The organism is Enterobacter sp. BWH64 (assembly GCF_001037645.1).
GTDB lineage: Bacteria > Pseudomonadota > Gammaproteobacteria > Enterobacterales > Enterobacteriaceae > Enterobacter > Enterobacter hormaechei_C.
This window is the reverse complement of sequence record NZ_KQ089922.1, coordinates 1,652,635-1,669,590: the sequence shown is the minus strand read 5'-3', so window position 1 is coordinate 1,669,590 and position 16,956 is coordinate 1,652,635. Positions and strand designations below refer to the sequence as shown.

14 protein-coding genes and 1 tRNA gene are annotated in these 16,956 nt (G+C 55.5%); 4 read left to right on the top strand and 11 right to left on the bottom strand.

Annotated features, from left to right (window positions below; genetic code table 11):
- Nucleotides 1-17: 17 nt before the first annotated feature.
- The 5 genes from pheP to SK50_RS07865 form a co-directional block, all read right to left on the bottom strand.
- Complete coding sequence (gene pheP, locus SK50_RS07885) at nucleotides 18-1,406, bottom strand: phenylalanine transporter (protein ID WP_017382559.1); 1,389 nt, start codon at nucleotides 1,404-1,406, stop codon at nucleotides 18-20.
- A gap of 102 nt (nucleotides 1,407-1,508) precedes the next feature.
- Nucleotides 1,509-3,482 (bottom strand): PhoX family protein, encoded by a 1,974-nt coding sequence (locus SK50_RS07880; protein WP_045344578.1) that lies wholly within the window; start codon nucleotides 3,480-3,482, stop codon nucleotides 1,509-1,511.
- A 127-nt stretch (nucleotides 3,483-3,609) separates the two neighbouring features.
- Nucleotides 3,610-5,793: a TonB-dependent receptor gene (locus SK50_RS07875; RefSeq protein WP_017382561.1), complete on the bottom strand. Its 2,184-nt coding sequence runs from the start codon at nucleotides 5,791-5,793 to the stop codon at nucleotides 3,610-3,612.
- A gap of 200 nt (nucleotides 5,794-5,993) precedes the next feature.
- Complete coding sequence (yahO, locus tag SK50_RS07870) at nucleotides 5,994-6,269, bottom strand: DUF1471 family periplasmic protein YahO (protein ID WP_015571217.1); 276 nt, start codon at nucleotides 6,267-6,269, stop codon at nucleotides 5,994-5,996.
- A 225-nt stretch (nucleotides 6,270-6,494) separates the two neighbouring features.
- Nucleotides 6,495-6,571: transfer RNA gene (locus SK50_RS07865), tRNA-Arg, on the bottom strand.
- Between the two features lie 303 nt (nucleotides 6,572-6,874).
- On the opposite strand from SK50_RS07865, the gene SK50_RS07860 reads away from it, so the two are divergent.
- The 3 genes from SK50_RS07860 to fimZ all read left to right on the top strand — a co-directional run bounded on the left by SK50_RS07860 (nucleotide 6,875) and on the right by fimZ (nucleotide 9,720).
- Nucleotides 6,875-7,537, top strand: a complete 663-nt coding sequence (locus SK50_RS07860) for an EAL domain-containing protein (RefSeq protein WP_045344580.1) — start codon at nucleotides 6,875-6,877, stop codon at nucleotides 7,535-7,537.
- A gap of 24 nt (nucleotides 7,538-7,561) precedes the next feature.
- Nucleotides 7,562-8,278, top strand: a complete 717-nt coding sequence (locus SK50_RS07855) for a helix-turn-helix transcriptional regulator (RefSeq protein WP_048229275.1) — start codon at nucleotides 7,562-7,564, stop codon at nucleotides 8,276-8,278.
- A gap of 809 nt (nucleotides 8,279-9,087) precedes the next feature.
- Nucleotides 9,088-9,720 carry a fimbria biosynthesis transcriptional regulator FimZ gene (fimZ, locus tag SK50_RS07850; RefSeq protein ID WP_003858901.1) on the top strand — a complete coding sequence of 211 codons (633 nt, stop codon included), beginning with the start codon at nucleotides 9,088-9,090 and terminating at the stop codon, nucleotides 9,718-9,720.
- A gap of 50 nt (nucleotides 9,721-9,770) precedes the next feature.
- On the opposite strand, the gene sfmF is transcribed toward fimZ, so the two are convergent.
- The 6 genes from sfmF to fimA all read right to left on the bottom strand — a co-directional run bounded on the left by sfmF (nucleotide 9,771) and on the right by fimA (nucleotide 15,777).
- The gene (gene sfmF / locus SK50_RS07845; protein ID WP_048229273.1) at nucleotides 9,771-10,292 is read right to left on the bottom strand and encodes a fimbria assembly protein; all 522 of its coding nucleotides are present in this window, start codon (nucleotides 10,290-10,292) and stop codon (nucleotides 9,771-9,773) included.
- A 9-nt stretch (nucleotides 10,293-10,301) separates the two neighbouring features.
- Nucleotides 10,302-11,309, bottom strand: a complete 1,008-nt coding sequence (gene fimH / locus SK50_RS07840) for a type 1 fimbria D-mannose specific adhesin FimH (RefSeq protein ID WP_047063265.1) — start codon at nucleotides 11,307-11,309, stop codon at nucleotides 10,302-10,304.
- Nucleotides 11,302-13,860, bottom strand: coding sequence for a fimbrial biogenesis usher protein (locus SK50_RS07835; protein WP_023303218.1), 2,559 nt, complete (start codon nucleotides 13,858-13,860; stop codon nucleotides 11,302-11,304). The genes fimH and SK50_RS07835 overlap by 8 nt, the downstream gene beginning before the upstream one ends.
- A 14-nt stretch (nucleotides 13,861-13,874) precedes the next feature.
- Nucleotides 13,875-14,567 (bottom strand): type 1 fimbria chaperone FimC, encoded by a 693-nt coding sequence (gene fimC / locus SK50_RS07830; RefSeq protein ID WP_015571222.1) that lies wholly within the window; start codon nucleotides 14,565-14,567, stop codon nucleotides 13,875-13,877.
- Nucleotides 14,568-14,601: 34 nt separating this feature from the next.
- Nucleotides 14,602-15,144, bottom strand: a complete 543-nt coding sequence (gene fimI / locus SK50_RS07825) for a type 1 fimbrial protein subunit FimI (RefSeq protein WP_017383235.1) — start codon at nucleotides 15,142-15,144, stop codon at nucleotides 14,602-14,604.
- 69 nt (nucleotides 15,145-15,213) lie between these two features.
- A complete protein-coding gene (fimA, locus tag SK50_RS07820; RefSeq protein ID WP_015571223.1) occupies nucleotides 15,214-15,777 on the bottom strand; it encodes a type 1 fimbrial major subunit FimA in 564 nt (187 codons plus the stop codon).
- Nucleotides 15,778-16,087: 310 nt separating this feature from the next.
- Here fimA and folD point away from each other — a divergent pair, with 310 nt between their 5' ends.
- Nucleotides 16,088-16,954 carry a bifunctional methylenetetrahydrofolate dehydrogenase/methenyltetrahydrofolate cyclohydrolase FolD gene (folD, locus tag SK50_RS07815; RefSeq protein ID WP_006809817.1) on the top strand — a complete coding sequence of 289 codons (867 nt, stop codon included), beginning with the start codon at nucleotides 16,088-16,090 and terminating at the stop codon, nucleotides 16,952-16,954.
- Nucleotides 16,955-16,956: the final 2 nt, after the last annotated feature.

The window sequence follows — 16,956 nt, the reverse complement described above, 5'->3', positions numbered from 1 at the left end:
AGAGGGAGAAAACCGCGCTACTTTTTGCGTGAAAGCTTAAATGCGATAAACAGGAACACCACCCACACCGGCAGCAGCATCGCTGACAGGCGCATCTCATCCATGGTGCACATCAGCACCAGAATCAGCCCGAGGAAGGCGATACAGAGGTAGTTCCCCGCCGGATAGAGCAGCGCTTTAAACTGCGTCTCGCGCCCCTTGCGGCGCATCGCCGCGCGGAAGCGCAGGTGCGCCAGGCAGATCATGATCCAGTTCAGCAGCAGCGTGGCGACAACCAGCGCCATCAGCAGGCCAAACGCCTCTTTCGGCAGCAGATAGTTAATCAGCACCACCAGCGAGGTGATAGCGCCAGAAAGGAACAGCGAATTGATCGGCACGCCGCGACGGCTGACGCGGGTGAGGAACTTCGGCGCGTTGCCCTGTACGGAGAGGCCAAACAGCATGCGGCTGTTGGAGTAAACCCCGCTGTTGTAAACCGACAATGACGCCACGAGAATGACGAAGTTGAGCGCCGAAGCCACCACGTTGCTGTTCAAATCGTGGAAGATCATCACGAACGGGCTACTGTCAGATTTCACTTCTACCCACGGATAGAGCGCCAGCAGCACCACCAGCGAGCCGATATAGAACAGCAGGATACGGTACACCACCTGGTTGACCGCTTTCGGAATGCTTTTGTGCGGATCGCGCGCTTCAGCCGCGGTGATGCCAATCAGCTCCAGCCCGCCGAAGGAGAACATAATGACCGCCAGCGACAGGATCAGCCCTTTCCAGCCGGTCGCCAGAAAGCCGCCGTGCTGCCACAGGTTGTCGATGCTTGCACGCTCGCCGCCGTGACCGGAGAACAGCAGCCACAGGCCAAAGCCGATCATGCCAATAATCGCCAGCACCTTGATGAGCGCAAACCAGAACTCGGTCTCGCCATACAGGCGCACGTTCACAAGGTTAACGGCGTTAATGATGATGAAGAAGGCCGCGGCCCAAATCCACGTCGGCACGTCCGGGAGCCAGTACTGCATATAGATGCCGGCGGCGGTCAGCTCTGCCATGCCCACCAGCACGAACATCACCCAGTAGTTCCAGCCGGAGAGGAAGCCTGCGAACGGCCCCCAGTATTTATAGGCAAAGTGTGCGAAGGAGCCGGACACCGGCTCTTCAACGACCATCTCGCCGAGCTGGCGCATGATCAGGAAGGCGATAATCCCGGCGATAGCGTAACCCAGCAGAACCGCCGGGCCAGCCATTTGAATGGCGGGGCCGATGCCGAGAAACAGCCCGGTACCGATCGCGCCGCCAAGGGCAATTAACTGAATATGTCGATTTTGCAAACCACGTTGCAGCGTCGGACTCTGATCCGACGAAGCTTCAGCGCTACCATGGCCTGAAGCGGATGACGCGTCTTTCACGCCCTACCCCTGTCTCTTTTTTAGAAGGGGCACGTTTTAACACTTCATGCTGGTGGTAGCAAGCTTAACGCCGGGCCAGCGCATGCGCCCGGCGGATAAACGTCACGACCCGATGATCCCGCCGTCCGCTTTGGTAATCACCACCGTTGACGATCGCGGACGCCCGTTCGGGCTGGCGTCTGGCCAGTTGGAAACAGCGCGCGGATTGGCCGGGTCGGTAATATCATCCCCGCCCTCCCCCGGATGCTGAATGTTGATAAACAGCGTGCGGTTGTCCGGCGTAAACGCAATGCCGGTGATTTCACATCCGCGCGGCCCGGTCAGAAAACGGCGATACTCGTTGGTGCCCGGAATGGTGGCGACCATCTGGTTATTGCCCATCCCCTCGTACGCTTTCTTATTGATGGTGCTGGAGGAGACGTCGGTCTGGATCCACAGGACGCCCTGGTGATCGAACGACAACCCATCCGGGCTGCCGAATGCCGCGCCCTGCATGGAGCCTTTGGCCTTCGGATCGTCGCCGTCGGTACGCCCGGCCATAACCAGAATATCCCACTTAAAGCGTGCGGCGGCAGGATCTGCACCCTCTTCGTGCCAGTGCATGATGTGACCAAACACGTTGTTGGCGCGCGGGTTAGCGGCATCGACCGGTGCCTTCCCCTCTTTACCGCGATCGCTGTTGTTGGTGAGCGTACAGTAGACGCTGCCGCTGGCGTGCGGATCGACGGCAATCCACTCGGGACGATCCATTTTCGTTGCCCCCACCGCGTCGGCCGCCAGGCGGGTTTTGATCAGCAGATCGCCCTGGCTTTCAAACCCGTTGCTTTTATCCAGGCCATTTTGCCCGAAGATCAGCGGCAGCCAGTCGCCGCTTCCGTCCTGGTTGAACCTGGCGACGTACAGCGTGCCGGACGTCAGCAGCTGCATATTGGCTTCCCGGTTCGCGGGATCGTATTTTTTGTCGGAGACAAACTTATAGATGTACTCAAACTTCTGGTCGTCGCCCATGTAGACCACCACGCGATTATCGGCGGCGAGCGTGACGGCGGCCCCCTCATGCTTGAAGCGGCCCAGCGCGGTGTGCTTGCGCGGGGTGGAGGTCGGGTTGTAGGGATCGATCTCCACCACCCAGCCGAAACGGTTGGGTTCGTTAGGGGTTTTATCGACGCTGAACCGCTCATCCACCTCGTTCCAGCGGTAGGACTCATCGCTGTCGCTGATGCCGTAGCGTTTTTCCAGCGGATTGAGATCGGCTTTTTTCATAAAAATGTCCGACCAGTTCTCCTCGCAGGTGAGATAGGTGCCCCAAGGCGTGTGGCCGTTGGCGCAGTTCTGCATGGTGCCCAGAACGCGTTCCCCCTGCGGATCGGCGGCGGTTTTCATTAAATCCTGATGCCGCGCCGGGCCGGTAAGCTGCATTGGCGTATTGACGGTAATACGCCGGGCGAAGGATGACGGACGCACCACCTCCCAGCCGCTGCCCGTTTTTTTCACTTCCACCACCGACACGCCCATCGCGTTCTGCCCCTTGCGGGCTTTGTCGAGGCTCCAGTTCGCCGTACCGTCGGTAAACAGCATCCCGTTATCGATGTATTCATGGTTCAGCGCCAGCAGGCCATGCTCCGGATTTTGCCCCCCCTGCGGCAGGCTAAACCACGCCATGCCGTCGTGGTGCATGCCCGCCTGCACAGCCTGTTCGTCTGTGGTATTACTGGCGTCCGGCTTAAATGCCGGCATGTTGTCTTTGATTCCCGTCGGATCACCCCAGCGATAGAACGGGCGGGCAATATAGCCTTCTGGCACCCTGACCGTGTCTTCCGTGGAGACCTCGATGCTGGTAAAGCCCAGGGAAACCGCTTTTGCCAGCGCGGAAGACTTCGATACCGCGGCAATGGCATTTTCGGGTGTGATCAGATACGGGAATGATACGGCGGCCCCCGCTACGGCCCCCATCTGGAGAAAACGGCGGCGGGAGAGGAACACCTCTGCAACCTCGGAGAATACCGGGTTAGCGCTGCGGTTACTGATATCGTCGCGATGTTCTTTTTTAAATACGGATTTGAGGGGTCTGCCCATAGCGGCTTCCTGTCATTGGCCAAGAGGTAAGGATGTGGCGACCAGTGTAAGAAGCTTTTATTACAATTTTATAACACGACAACGAAGGGATTGGGGCGTCCCTGCCCCGGATAACGAGGTGGAACGCTTAGAACTCGTAGCCAACCGAGACCTTAAAGGTACGCGGCTCGCCCTGAGTGATGTAAGTACCGGAATCGTCCACGCTTGACCAGTAGTTCTCGTTGGTCACGTTGTCGATGCCTGCCCGCACGGTCATCTGGTTTTCATTGTGGTTCACCGCGAAGCGATAGCGCATGCCCAGATCCAGCGTGGTGTAGCTGTCCAGCTTTTTGGTGTTCGCAAGATCGGCATACTGCGTGCCGGAGTGGTTAACGCGTGCGGTCGCCGTCAGGCCTTCAATCGGCTTGATATCGTACTCTGCGCCCAGCACGGCGTAGAAGCTCGGAATACCGATCGCATCGTTGCCCTGATTGACGCCGTTTTTGGTTTTGGTCAGCTCGGCCTGCAACCAGGTGGCGCTGGCATTCAGACGCATCCCAAGCATTGGCTCGCCGAAGACGTTCAGCTCCACGCCGCGGTTACGCTGTTCTGCATCCAGGCCGTAGTGACCGCTGTCGTCAAGGATCGCCGACGGCATTTTGATCTCAAACAGCGCCAGGGAGCCGCCCACGCGGCCAAAGTCCGCCTTTACGCCCACTTCGTTCTGCTTAGAGTGCACGATACCGGTGCTCTGGCCGTAGTTAGTAGCAGTGTTCGGCGCAGTTTCACCGGGCTGTAACGCCTCGGTGTGGTTGGCGTAGAGGGAAATTTCCTCCCACGGTTTATAGACTACGCCGTAGGTTGGCATCCAGCGGCTGCCGTCGAAACCGTCCGCGTCGTTTTCCGCGCCGGTGATTTTGTTGTACCCGCGGATGACAACTTTCTGATGACGTGCGCCTGCGGTGAACAGCAGCTTGTCGTCCAGTACGCCCAGCGTATCGCTCAGCAGCCAGCCCTGGGTACGGGTGCGCCCGCTGGTCAGCGGATCGCTGTATTTCCCGCCTAAGCCGTTGAAGTTAGTGCTGTCCGGCATATCAACGCCGGTGTTGTGATAGATGTTGGTGGTCGGGTTATCTGCCGCCGCCGACATTTTCCACGCGATTTTTTCGTTTTTGGTCATCGCTGAATACCCGACGTTGACCTTGTGCGAGACAAAACCGGTGTCAAAGTTACCGCGAATGCCCGCCATGCCGCTGACGGAATCGCTGATGCGGTTGGTATCAAGGCGGCTGACCGTCGCATTACCGCTCTTATCGAGGAGCTTCGGCGCGCTGTAGATCCCTTCTTCGTGCGCGTGCTGCGCGCCGAGACCGGTATATGCCGTCCAGCTATCGGTGATGTCATACTCGCTGCGCCACATCCCGAACTCGTTTTCGATATCGCTGTAGGCCCACTTCTGCGAGAAGTTACGATCGTTCTTCGGCGGTTCAGGCACAAAGTCCACCGCCGAGATGTTGACGCTGGTTGGGCTGCCGTGGAAGGTTTTTTTCTGGTAGCCCAGGTCCAGCGAGGTGCGGAAGCGGTCGCCTTTGTAATCCAGGCCGGTGGAGAGCAGCGTGGTGCGGCGGCGGTCGTTCGGCACGCCGGTTTCCCCTTCGCGATGCACGAGGTTCACGCGCGCGCCAAACTGGTCGTTATCGCCAAAGCGACGACCCGCATCCAGCGTGGTGCCAATCTGGGAATCCGAGGTGTAGTCAACGCCCACTTTCGCCTGCGGGGTGTCGCCCGCGTGTTTAGGCTCAAGGTTGATCATCCCGCCCACGCCGGAGCTTGCGGCGCCGTTCATCAGGGAGTTGGCCCCTTTGAAGATCTCGATACGGTCGACCATCTGGGCATCCACCACCTGACGCGGCAGCACCCCGGACAATCCGCCAAAGGTCATATCGTCGCCGTCAAACTTCAGGCCGCGAATGCGGAAGGTTTCCGCGCTGTTGCCGTAACCCTGAACAAATTGTACGCCCGCGTCGTTGGCAACCACGTCAGCAATGGTTTTTGCCTGCTGATCTTCCACCAGCTTCGAGGTGTAGCTGATGATGTTGAACGGCACGTCCATGGCGTTCTGCTGACCGAGCATACCCATGCGCCCGCCGTTCGCCACCTGGCCGTCGAGGAAGGCTGGAAGCAGCTGGTCACCACCGGGTTTGAAATCACTCCCCGCCGTGGACTGGACCACGATGGTGTCCTCTTTTTTCTCATCCGCCGCAAAAGCGGAGTGTGTAACCGCGCCGATGGCAATCGCCAGCAGCGTTTTGTGCATTGTGGTGTTGTTCATAATGAGCTCTTAACGTGCGCGCAAAAATGACCCGTTGTCGGGCCTTAAAAGTTATTAAAAGAAATGCAAATGAGAACTATACGCATTATGAATGCGTAATCAAGTGTCAACGGACATCTCTGAGCGAGAAGAGACAAGAAACAAGGCTGGCGGGAGGTATGGCGCGCAACCACCCCGAAACAGGGGTGGTTGCTAAGGCATTATTTTTTCTTGAAAATATCGGCGGTACCGTGAATTTTGTTGTTGGTATTACCGGAAGTCAGCACCAGAACATCAGCACCTTCTTTATCGGCTTTCTCGATCAGCTCTTTTTTCGCGTCGTCTACCGAGACTTCATTGGAAGTGCTAACCGTACCGATTTTTTCATACTGTGATTCCACTTTCTCAAACTCGTTTTTCGTCAGCAGTTCAGCCGCAAAGGTATTGGTGGTAAACAGAAATGCAGCGCCCATCAAAATAGCAGTCGTTTTTTTCATAACCTTTTTCCTTGAGATTAATCAGCAACTACGAAAAGCCCCACGAGTAAGAGTGAGGTGATATGAGCATGGTAGAGGAATAGCAAAATTGCCATAGGGTAAGAAAAATACTGTTATAACAGTCAATTGTGCTGTGAAAAATGTGCGTTAACGCTACTTTCGCGAGGGGTATTTCATGGAGAAAATCAGCAGGACGTCGCGCAGGCGGCAATCTGTGAAATTTAATGGCACGCCCTGTAGGATTCGAACCTACGACCTACGGCTTAGAAGGCCGTTGCTCTATCCAACTGAGCTAAGGGCGCACGGAGAAGAGTGTACTTCGCGGTGGTGAAACGCCTGGAATTATACGGTCAATGCGTAGTGAGTCAATGCCTTTTCCGCCTTCTCTGGCGATAATGACTAGCTGATTGTAAATACGGCTGTTTTTTCAACATTTATCCCTCTTTTACGGGCTGCGAAAAGGCTTAGCCGCTTTTAAGTAACGCCTGCTGTTTTCCTGTTTACTTCACCTTCACACTGTCCTGCGGTAACCCGGCCGCCTGGAGGCTGGAAGTGAACAGGACGACGGAGTGACAGCGCCAGACCAGACAGGTTTTCCCTCGTGCGTGCAGCACATCTCACACGATATTACAGGCATTAAGCTTGAACCCATTGTCGCCCTCTTATCTTCGCGCACGGTGGGGGCCGAAGTGCTCAGCGTGCTGTCGCCGCATCAGCAAAACGAAAGCTTTTTCCAGGACTGGTCCGCCGCCCGGGCGCTTATGCTGCTGGAAGCACAGATCGCCGCGTTAAAAAACCCCTGCCCCTGTGACAACCTTTTCATAAATTTGCCGATAACCGTTCTGACCATACCGGAAATGTTTCAGCGTTTACTGCAACTTAACAGCCCACCGCTGAACATTGAACTCGTGGAGCCTGCCTCGTTCTTTACACTCTCAGACCCGGCGCGTCTGAGGGTGAGTTGTGCGCTTCAGCAGTTGACCGCGCGAGGACACCGGATCTGGCTGGATGATATTGATGAAGCGTCAGGACAAGCATTTTTATCCTGCCGCCTGCCATTAAGCGGAATAAAAATCGATAAGATCGCTTTCTGGCGTTTACGTGAAACGCCGGCGCTGACACAGCTGGTCACCCTTTGTTCAAAAATCGCTGCGAATGTGCTTATTGAAGGCATTGAAACAGAACGGGACCGTACTTGCGCGCTTCATGCTGGCGCGCGCTTCGGTCAGGGATATTATTGGCCATCCTGGAGATGGCAGGAGGACTGAACGGTCATCGCCAAGAGGGAAGCTATGCGAATGACAGTGCGCCGTTACCGGCGTCGTCGGACAGGAAGTGATTCACTGGGTTCTACGCACTCGCCTTTTGCTCTCCCATTTTTTGATCGTCTCGAATATTTGAGCCAGTCAATCAACCAGACCCGCAAAACCGATGCTCCCTTTATCATTCTGGTCACACAGGATAATTTTTTCCGTTCCGGTTTACTGAGCGGGCAGTCGCCCCTGAGCAATTGCTGCGACTATTCCACGCTGGAAGCCGCCCTCAGTGATTTAAATCACTGGCCTTCATCGCGTCTGGTAATAGACATTGAGAGCCGCGCCTCGCCGCTCATCGACCTGCTGGACCGATTACGCCGCCACAGCCTGTTCGCCCCCTACCTGACACCCTACCTGCTCGTCCGCGCCGATGATTATGATGCTCGCCTGTTTTGTAAAGCGGCTGGCCCTTTTCATGTGCTTGAACGCCAGGTAACGGCGCTGGCTATGCAACAAACCTTGCTGGAAGCACCGTCACCCGCCGGCAACCGCAAAGAGTGGTTTTCACGGGATGAATGGCCGATCTTACAGGCGCTGTCGCAGGGGAGCTCCTTGCGGCAGATCGCGCAGTTACAGAACCGCCCCTACAGCCGCATTATTTACCGTCTCAGCTGCATCCTGGCGAAACTTGGGCTGAATCATCGTCATGAGTTGCTACATCTTCTCAACAACCTCTCAGATTTCACGTATTAACGTATTCAGTAACTTCTTAATTCCTAAAGACCTTTAGGAAATTACTTAGGATGCATGTTAAATTTTTGTGTTTTTTAACAAAACTTTCGATTTTATAACTATTCCTAATTCCAGGTCTTAAACCATGCGAAATGCTGCCGGTACGCTCAACGAGAGTGATTTTATCCATGCGTTAAGGTTCTGGCGCTTCAGTTAACAGGATGATAATGGTGTAAAAACAAGCGATTCACCTGTAAAAGAATGCGATGAGAGGTGAAGAAAACAGCAGATAGTACTGTTCTGTTGTTGGGAACGGCAATTTGCCAGGAGGCGTTTGAAACGGAGAGATGACGCACGAAATGGCGGATTTCATGGATGGCAGGCAGGCGGGATGCTGGTTGTCACAGCCTGCTCGCTGTTAACATTCATTTAACATACAGTAAAATCGTTTATTTTTTGTTATTACATAAAGATGAAAGTGTGTGGTAAATGCAATATCAGGACATTTTTGCTAATTTTAAAAAGTTAGTGATTCAGATCCAGAACATAATAATCAGCAATATATGGATATTAATTTACAGGCTTTTCGGACAATACTTAAACGGTATAATAAGACGTGTTTGACACGCGAATAAGAAAAATCATTTTGCCATAACCAGCCTTATGAGATAACTGCGCTGAGGCATTGATATCACCACTACGTAAACAAGGATGCTTTCGCTCTTCCCAGGGACATTTACCGTACAAGGATCTGCGCAATTATCCTTCCGGCTTTTCGAGAGTTTTAACAAAACTCAGCATAACGCTTTTAACAATCTGAGGCATAAAAAATGAAACCGGCATCCGTTATCATTATGGACGAACACCCTATCGTCAGAATGTCGATAGAAGTCCTGCTACAGAAAAATAAAAACATCCAGGTCAAACTGAAGTCAGGCGACAGCCACGAGGTGCTTGACTGTATACGCAACCACCCCATTGACCTGGTCATTCTCGATATTGAAATGACGGGCACGGATGGGTTCGTATTACTGAAAAGAATCAGGAACTTAAATAAAGACATTAAGGTTCTTTTCCTCTCTTCGAAATCTGAAGCCTTCTACGCAGGACGCGCCATCCGCGCCGGGGCAAATGGTTTTGTCAGTAAGCGAAAAGATCTGGGGGAAATTTATAACGCGGTGGAAATGATCCTGACGGGCTATTCCTTCTTCCCCTCAGAAACATTGAGTTTTATAAACCATCTGGGCTCGCGGACGGGCGCCGCTGTGGATATGCCATTATCAAATCGTGAAGTGACGGTTCTGCGATATCTGGCGAACGGATTATCTAATAAGGAGATTGCGGATCAATTATTACTTAGCAACAAAACAATTAGCGCCCATAAGTCTAATATCTTTTCCAAGCTGGGCGTGCAAAGTATCGTTGAATTAATTGATTACGCGAAGGCGCACGAATTACTATAATCCTACCCTCTCCCTGCAACATATAACCGTTACAGGGAGAGTGGATACGATTAATTATAATTAATCATGAAAGTTGCATCGGCGTCAGCCCGTCCCGGCTGCGGGTTATCCGCCGTGGCGATATAATTGGCATAAAACGACAGTTCGGCATTTCCCTGCGCATCTACCGCCACCGTCTGGCTGGTCTGCTGCAACGCGAGGCGCGTTTTATCCCGGTCGAGGATCTCCACGGCCACGTTGCTGGCCGCGCTGGCATCATTCAGCGCCAGCAGGCTATTATCATGCCCGTCCATCTTCCCCGTAAATGTGACCGAAGCCGCCCCCGGCGGACATCCGGTCAGCTTCAGGGTGAACGGTACAGGCTGCGTCCGGCTCCCCGTTGTGCGAAGCTGTTTCGTGGGCCAGGTGCCGAGCGTGACGGTTTTATTGCTGTCGTCCCCCTCCGCCACGCAGGTAAAATCCACGATATTGCCGTAGAGCTGAATGTTAATTTCCCCAAGCGCCGTCTCTGCGTATGCAGGGGAGCAAAGCGCAAAGAGCGCGACGGCTAAATACCGCATTCCGTTTCGCATACCTGCTCCTTAGTCGTAGTCGACGCGTAAATAGCCGCGAGAGGTAAAACGCCCCTCGGCAGGTTTTTTACCGGTTACGCTGACGGGCCACGCGCGGATCCCCACCTGCGCCTGAGCGCTGTCGTCCAGACGGAACGGGATTTTGCTGGTCAGGTTGTTGGGCGTCAGCGGCACGCCATTACTGTTGGCAATCACAAAACCCACATCCGCGTTATCGGAAACCAGCGCACTGCCTGAAACCTTCTCCGCTTCAACACGCATCGTGAGCATGGCGTTCGCCTCGACGTTGGTGCATTTGATGCCGATGGTTTTGCTTTGCGCTGAGATCCCCTCCGGCTTATTCCCGATGCCTGCTTTACTGAACAGGGAGGCGCCGATGTCTCCGAAATCGAACTCCACCACATTCCCGGCATTAATTTCACAGCTCTGAGGCACCTGAATAGTCCCGCTGTAGCTGATGGTATAAACCGGCGTGGTGAGCGGATCCGAGGAGGTCGTGGTGACGTAAACCCGGAACATGGTCGCCCGGGGGATCACCACCATATTGATAAAGCGTCGGGTCACTTTAAGCCGGAAGACGAGGCTGGAATCCTGTACGCCAAACGGTTTGTTTTTAGACACATTCGGGTGGCTCCCCATCTGGATGTAGCTTTTGGGCGGATAAAACGTGCCAGCGTAGCTGTCGGTAATTTTCATCGCCCCGTCCAGATAGTCGTTTAGCTTCAGATACTGGTAGCCATCGCTGGTGCCCGTAACAGGGAAATCGGTAACATAGCTGCGCTTGGTGGTGTTCCCGGACGTTCCCTTAGGGCAGACGGCGTTGACGCCCACCCACTGGGACTTCTCGCTGAGCGTGACAATCTGCCCCACCTGGTTATTGGAGCTGTTAAATTTATCCGTCAGGTCGTAATACACCTCCGTCGGCACGCCATTTTCATTGACGCAGACCGTGGCGAAGGCCTCAGATAGCGGAAAAAACGCCAGCAGGGATAGCCCCAGATAATGGATTTTATTCACAGCGGATCCCCTTAAGTGTGATCGCCTGTTGCAGGCTTTGTTCTGGCAGGCTGTAGGGCGCACGACACTGGGACTGTTTCCCGTCTCCCCACTGAATCAGCAATTCTCCGCTCAGCGGCAGCCCGCTCAGGTAAATCTGACCGTCATCTCCCACCATGCTGGTTACGCCGCTCTGCGTCTCACGCACCACCGCCCCAAACGGTACAGGCTGGCTATCACGCTTCACGGTGAGCAGCGCACGCACGCCGATGCGGGTGTCAAAACTGGCGCGCACCAGCGCACCGTTCGTCGGCACGACGCTGGAAACGTTATTTTCAATGTCGGTGTTGTTGCTCATAGTGTTGGTGTCGAGCGCCACGCGGTTGTAACGGTACACCGTGGCGTACGGCATCACCGCATAGCCACGCCAGTCTGTTTTGACGCCGGTCTGGTTTTCGACGCTCACGCCTGACGCGCCCGGCGCTTTGATCAAGACGTTGGTATCGCCCAGCGGCTGACTGAATGTGATGCCGTCTGAATGCCCTACCACGCCGCCGGAGAGCTGCCAGTTGAGGTCGTGCTGATCCCGGGCGTAGTTGTAGCCCACGCCCAGCGTGCCGTACGTCGCCTGCCAGTTAGCGCTGGCGCTGCCGCTGGCACCGTTATTGCTGGTGTGACCCTGCGTGACGCTGTAGTTCAGGTTACGATCCTGGAGCAGCGTTCCGCTGATCCCGGTCTGCCAGCTGGTATCACCGTCGCTGTTACGGCTGGCAGAGGCTGTGGCATAGGCCCGGTCGATCGCGTTATCGCGACGGTAGCCGTGACGGGTGAACAGGCTGAACGGGACGGAGACGTTGAACGAGGCGATCCGGTCGGTTCCGTCAATGCCGACGGCCTTGTTCCACGACCAGGATAAGGCGTAGCTGACCCCTTTCACCCCGCCCGCGTAGCCAAGCTGATACCAGACGTTGGATTCGCTGGTGCCCCAGTAACTCTGCTGGCTGCCCGACACGTACACCGAGCCGTAATCGCCGAGAGACTGGGAGATATTGAGCTGGAAACGCCCTTTTTTATTCAGCGTCAGGTTGTGATAGCTCTGCACGTCCGGCACGCCGTCATCGTCCTGATCGTCGCCATACTGGTAGCCTTCCATTGTGCGCCAGGCCACATCGTCGAGGGTGTAGAAGCCTTTGGTCGAGTAGCGATAGCCCAGCAGCTGGAAGTTGGTGCCGAATCCGTTAAGGGATTTTGCGTACAGGAACCGCAGGGACTGCCCTTCATGGCGGCTGTCATCGGCAAGCTGGCTGCGGGCATGGGTGAGATCAAGTGAAACCGCCCCCCAGTCACCGAGGTTTTTACCCGCGCCAATGGCGATGGCGGTATAGCGCGAGGCCAGCTGCGTTCCGCCGTACAGCGTGTAGCCGTCGGCAAGACCCGCAATCATCGTACCCTGAGTAAAGAACGGCGTGTCCTGCTCGCTGTTGCCGCTGCGATAGTCCCCTGCCACCAGATCGTATTTCCAGCGTCCTTCACGCTGGAGCAGCGGAACGGTGGAATACGGGACGGTGTAGCGCTGCTGGCTGCCGTCCTTCTCTTCCACCGTCACCTCCAGGTCACCGCTTGAGGAGGTCGGGTTAAGATCAGTTATCGCAAAAGCCCCCGGCTGCACATAGCTCTGGTAAATCACGTATCCGTTCTGGCGGATCACCACTTTGGCAGGGGTGCGGGCGATTCCGCGCACGGTAGGCGCGTAACCTTGCAGGCTGTCCGGGTACATACTGTCGGACGAATAGAGGCGACCACCGCGAAAACCGACGCTGTCGAAGACATCGTTACCGGTGTTGCTGTCGCCAAGCACCAGCTCGCTTTTCAGCGGGATGATCGTACGCTGCGCCCAGGTACCAATATTTTGCCAGCTGCTGTGCCGCTGGCCGTTGCTTTCGGTATAACGCCACGCGCCGTTATTGCGTAATCGCCAGGCGCCATAGTTCAACCCGCTTTGCAGGTTCAGATAGTAGCTGTCGTCGTCGCTGCCCCGGTTGCCGGTAAAGCTGTAGTTCAGCAGCGCGGCGGGGATGCCTTCATCCCACTGTTCAGGTGGAATATACCCGCGGGCGCTGTTTTGCATCGCCACCTGAGGCAGGCTGACGTTCAGGCGCAACGAGGCGAAGTTGAACGCCGTTTCGCTGCCCGGAATAGCCGTGGTGAGCGGAACGCAGGTATCGCCCTGCACGTTGCTCAGTTCCGGGAAGGCGGCGATATTGACGCCAAAGCGATCGAGCATCGCGCGCGTAATGCACGGCGACAAACCGCCCGCGACCGGCGGCGTGTTGTCAGCTTGCTCAAACCGCACGTCCTGCGTGCCGATAAACTCATCGTTACGCCAGATATCGACGCGATAGACGCCCGGTGCCTGCTGGTGGCCTTTTTCAAAACGCGACAAATCCGCCACGTTCGCCGTGTCATCGGAGAGAAACGCCGGGTTAAAGTAGCTTTCGCCCCAGCCAGCGAGTGGCCAGAGCGTTGCCATCAGTGCCAGCGCAACCGGGCAGTAACGCCATTGAGTGTTCATCGCCCTGTCTCTGCTCACAGGCTGACGCTACGCGCCGGCGTAATGGCGCCATAGTCATTCACACTCTGCCAGGAGAGCGTGCCGCTCGCAGCGGCAGGCAGCACCTGCTGCGCCGAGCTTTTAGGGGCAACCATCAGGTTATCCAGCGTCTGACCGCCGAGCTTCAGATTGACCAGCGTGACGTAATACGGCGAGGCATTGCTCACCTTAAGATGGTTGCCGACGCGCTCAAAGCGCAGCTGTGAGAGCGCCTCTTCCGGCGGCATCGCCAGGTTAGCCGGGCGAACAAACAGCTTGATACGTGACAGAATAGCCAGTTGCAGGACGTTGTTGCCGTCCTGATGTTTTTTGCTGACGGAGGGAATCGCTTTGACGTTCATGTAAAAGAGCGATTCGCGATCGGCAGGCAGCGCCGGGCCTGCGTAGATAATGCGCAGGGTGTTTTCGCTGGCCGGCTCGCTGACAAACAGCGGCGGCGTGACGGCAAAGGTTTTTTCCTTTTGCCCGTTGGCATTTTCTATCCACGCGTTAATTAAATAGCGCTCTTGTTTATTGCTGTTGGTGATCGCCAGCGACGTTTGTTTGGCATCGGCCGGATAAATAACGCGCGTCGCGCCCAGCGCAATCCCGCCGGACGCATTCGCGCTGGCAGAAACCATCATCAAAATAAAAGCTAAAAACAGTCCAGGTTTAATCAGGGTGTTCATCACAACCGTACCTTTAATAATTAGTTCGCAGGCGTCAGGGATAAATCAACGTAAACCAGACATTCGACTGAATAGTGCCTGGTACAAGGTGTTCGGAAATTGCCCGGTAGCGGGCGCTGAAATGAAATACCAGCTCGCGGGTGTCAATGGGTAACCAGCTCACCGCCGTCGCGTTCGGGATGATCTGACGTTGCTGTTCGTCAAACAGCGCCAGCCCGACACCACTGCTGACCGCATTTTCCCCCGGCCGCGATGTCGCCAGGAAAACCTGCGGGTCTTCTGCCGGTGTCACTCCCTGGAACTGGATCCCCACGGTGCGGGAGACGTCCACGCTGCAATCCAGCAGACGTACGGTGAAAGGCACATTAACCGTGGAAAAGCTGCCGACGCCGGAAAAGGCGTTTGTGCGGTATTGCCCCATATCCACGCGCATATTCTGGCTGTCCGGGGCCACGGCGCAGCCGCCGTTAACCAGTTCTCCCCTGAGGTGTACTTTGCCGCCGTCTATGACCACGGTATGTGCGTTTACCGCTGAGGCAATCGCAAGGGCACACAGCAGTATTCCAGTCCTTGTCATCCTTCGCTCCCGGTATAGGCGATCAAAAGACCTCTTCCCTGAGGCCAGCCACATCCCTGTACTCAGGCATTACTCGTATTTCATTACGAATGTTGCGTCCGCGTTTGCCTGGCCTGGCTCGGTGGTCGCCGCCGTGGCTTTATAGCGCGCGGTGAAGTTCAGGGTGTTAGTCCCTTCAATCAGGTTCTGCGCCGCAGAGAAGGTGGCGCCGTCCGGGGTCAGCGTGGAGGATTTGCTGTCGAGGATCTCAATACCCACGCCCTTCGCGGAGTTGTCGTTGTTACCGGAGCTTACCGCCAGCAGCGTTTTGTCGGTGGCGTCGATCTGGCCGGTAAACGCGACAGCAGCGGTTTTCGCTACCGCAGGATCGCAGTCGTTCAGTTCGATGGTGAACGGAATATTGGAGGTGGTGTCACCTACTTTAGTGAATTTCGCGGTACGGTACTGGCCAAGATTAACCGTCTGCTCTGAAGAGTCAGTATTCACTGAACACGCGGCATTCACTAATTCACCTTTAAAATGCACCGTACCACCGTTTACAGATACAGGCGTGGTAGTATCTTCTGCGTGAGCGGCACCCGCGACCAGGGCCAGAGTTGCAATAACAGTAGAAGCAATGTTGCTGAGTTTCATGTCTATTCCTTTAAAATGTAAATAACCCTTCCCGCGCATATTCGGGAATAAGAAATACGATCAATTAAAAAATTGAAGGCTTATTTCGGAGAGGACAAAGTAGCTCAGGAATTTATTTTGTAATATGTCAAAACGCTGCCATTTTGCCAGGTCACATCCTAATCACCTCTAAGAAATTGACCATGCCCTGAGAAGGGATTTTGCGGGACATCGATGAAATCTCGTAAAGGGTGACTGACAGCGGCGCTCGCTTCTGACAAAATACAGGCAATCCCTCCTTTCTAACGTTACAGACGGAATCTTCTCTCTGATGGCAGCAAAGATTATTGACGGTAAAACGATTGCGCAGCAGGTGCGCTCTGAGGTTGCGGAAAAAGTGAAGGCGCGTAAAGCCGCCGGATTTCGCGCCCCCGGGCTGGCCGTTGTGCTGGTTGGCAGCAACCCGGCTTCGCAAATTTATGTCGGCAGCAAACGCAAAGCGTGTGAAGAGGTGGGGTTCGTCTCCCGCTCTTACGATCTGCCGGAAACCACCAGCGAAGCGGAACTGCTGGAACTGATCGACACTCTGAATGCCGATAAAGAGATCGACGGCATCCTGGTTCAGCTGCCGCTGCCTGCGGGCATTGACAACGTGAAGGTGCTGGAGCGCATCGCGCCGGACAAAGACGTTGACGGTTTCCATCCGTATAACGTAGGCCGACTGTGCCAGCGCGCGCCGCGCCTGCGTCCGTGCACCCCGCGCGGCATCGTGACGCTGCTGGAGCGTTATAACATCGATACCTATGGCCTCAACGCCGTGGTGATTGGCGCCTCCAACATCGTGGGCCGCCCGATGAGCATGGAGCTGCTGCTGGCGGGCTGTACCACCACCGTTACCCACCGCTTCACTAAAAACCTGCGTCACCACGTCGAAAACGCCGATCTGCTGATCGTTGCGGTCGGCAAGCCGGGCTTCATTCCGGGCGAGTGGATCAAAGAGGGCGCAATCGTCGTGGACGTGGGTATTAACCGTCTGGAAAACGGCAAAGTGGTCGGCGACGTGGTGTATGAAGATGCCGCAGCGCGCGCATCCTATATCACTCCGGTCCCGGGCGGCGTAGGCCCGATGACGGTAGCAACACTGATTCAGAATACCTTGCAGGCGTGCGAGGAGTATCACGACGTAGAGGACGCGTAATC

What these genes read in the sequence shown, in the direction of transcription:
- SK50_RS07880 (WP_045344578.1), bottom strand. Translation starts at nt 3,482, where the DNA reads ATGGGCAGACCCCTCAAATCCGTATTTAAAAAAGAACATCGCGACGAT.
- SK50_RS07875 (WP_017382561.1), bottom strand. Translation starts at nt 5,793, where the DNA reads ATGAACAACACCACAATGCACAAAACGCTGCTGGCGATTGCCATCGGC.
- yahO (WP_015571217.1), bottom strand. Translation starts at nt 6,269, where the DNA reads ATGAAAAAAACGACTGCTATTTTGATGGGCGCTGCATTTCTGTTTACC.
- SK50_RS07855 (WP_048229275.1), top strand. Translation starts at nt 7,562, where the DNA reads ATGCGAATGACAGTGCGCCGTTACCGGCGTCGTCGGACAGGAAGTGAT.
- fimZ (WP_003858901.1), top strand. Translation starts at nt 9,088, where the DNA reads ATGAAACCGGCATCCGTTATCATTATGGACGAACACCCTATCGTCAGA.
- sfmF (WP_048229273.1), bottom strand. Translation starts at nt 10,292, where the DNA reads ATGCGAAACGGAATGCGGTATTTAGCCGTCGCGCTCTTTGCGCTTTGC.
- SK50_RS07835 (WP_023303218.1), bottom strand. Translation starts at nt 13,860, where the DNA reads ATGAACACTCAATGGCGTTACTGCCCGGTTGCGCTGGCACTGATGGCA.
- fimC (WP_015571222.1), bottom strand. Translation starts at nt 14,567, where the DNA reads ATGAACACCCTGATTAAACCTGGACTGTTTTTAGCTTTTATTTTGATG.
- fimI (WP_017383235.1), bottom strand. Translation starts at nt 15,144, where the DNA reads ATGACAAGGACTGGAATACTGCTGTGTGCCCTTGCGATTGCCTCAGCG.
- fimA (WP_015571223.1), bottom strand. Translation starts at nt 15,777, where the DNA reads ATGAAACTCAGCAACATTGCTTCTACTGTTATTGCAACTCTGGCCCTG.
- folD (WP_006809817.1), top strand. Translation starts at nt 16,088, where the DNA reads ATGGCAGCAAAGATTATTGACGGTAAAACGATTGCGCAGCAGGTGCGC.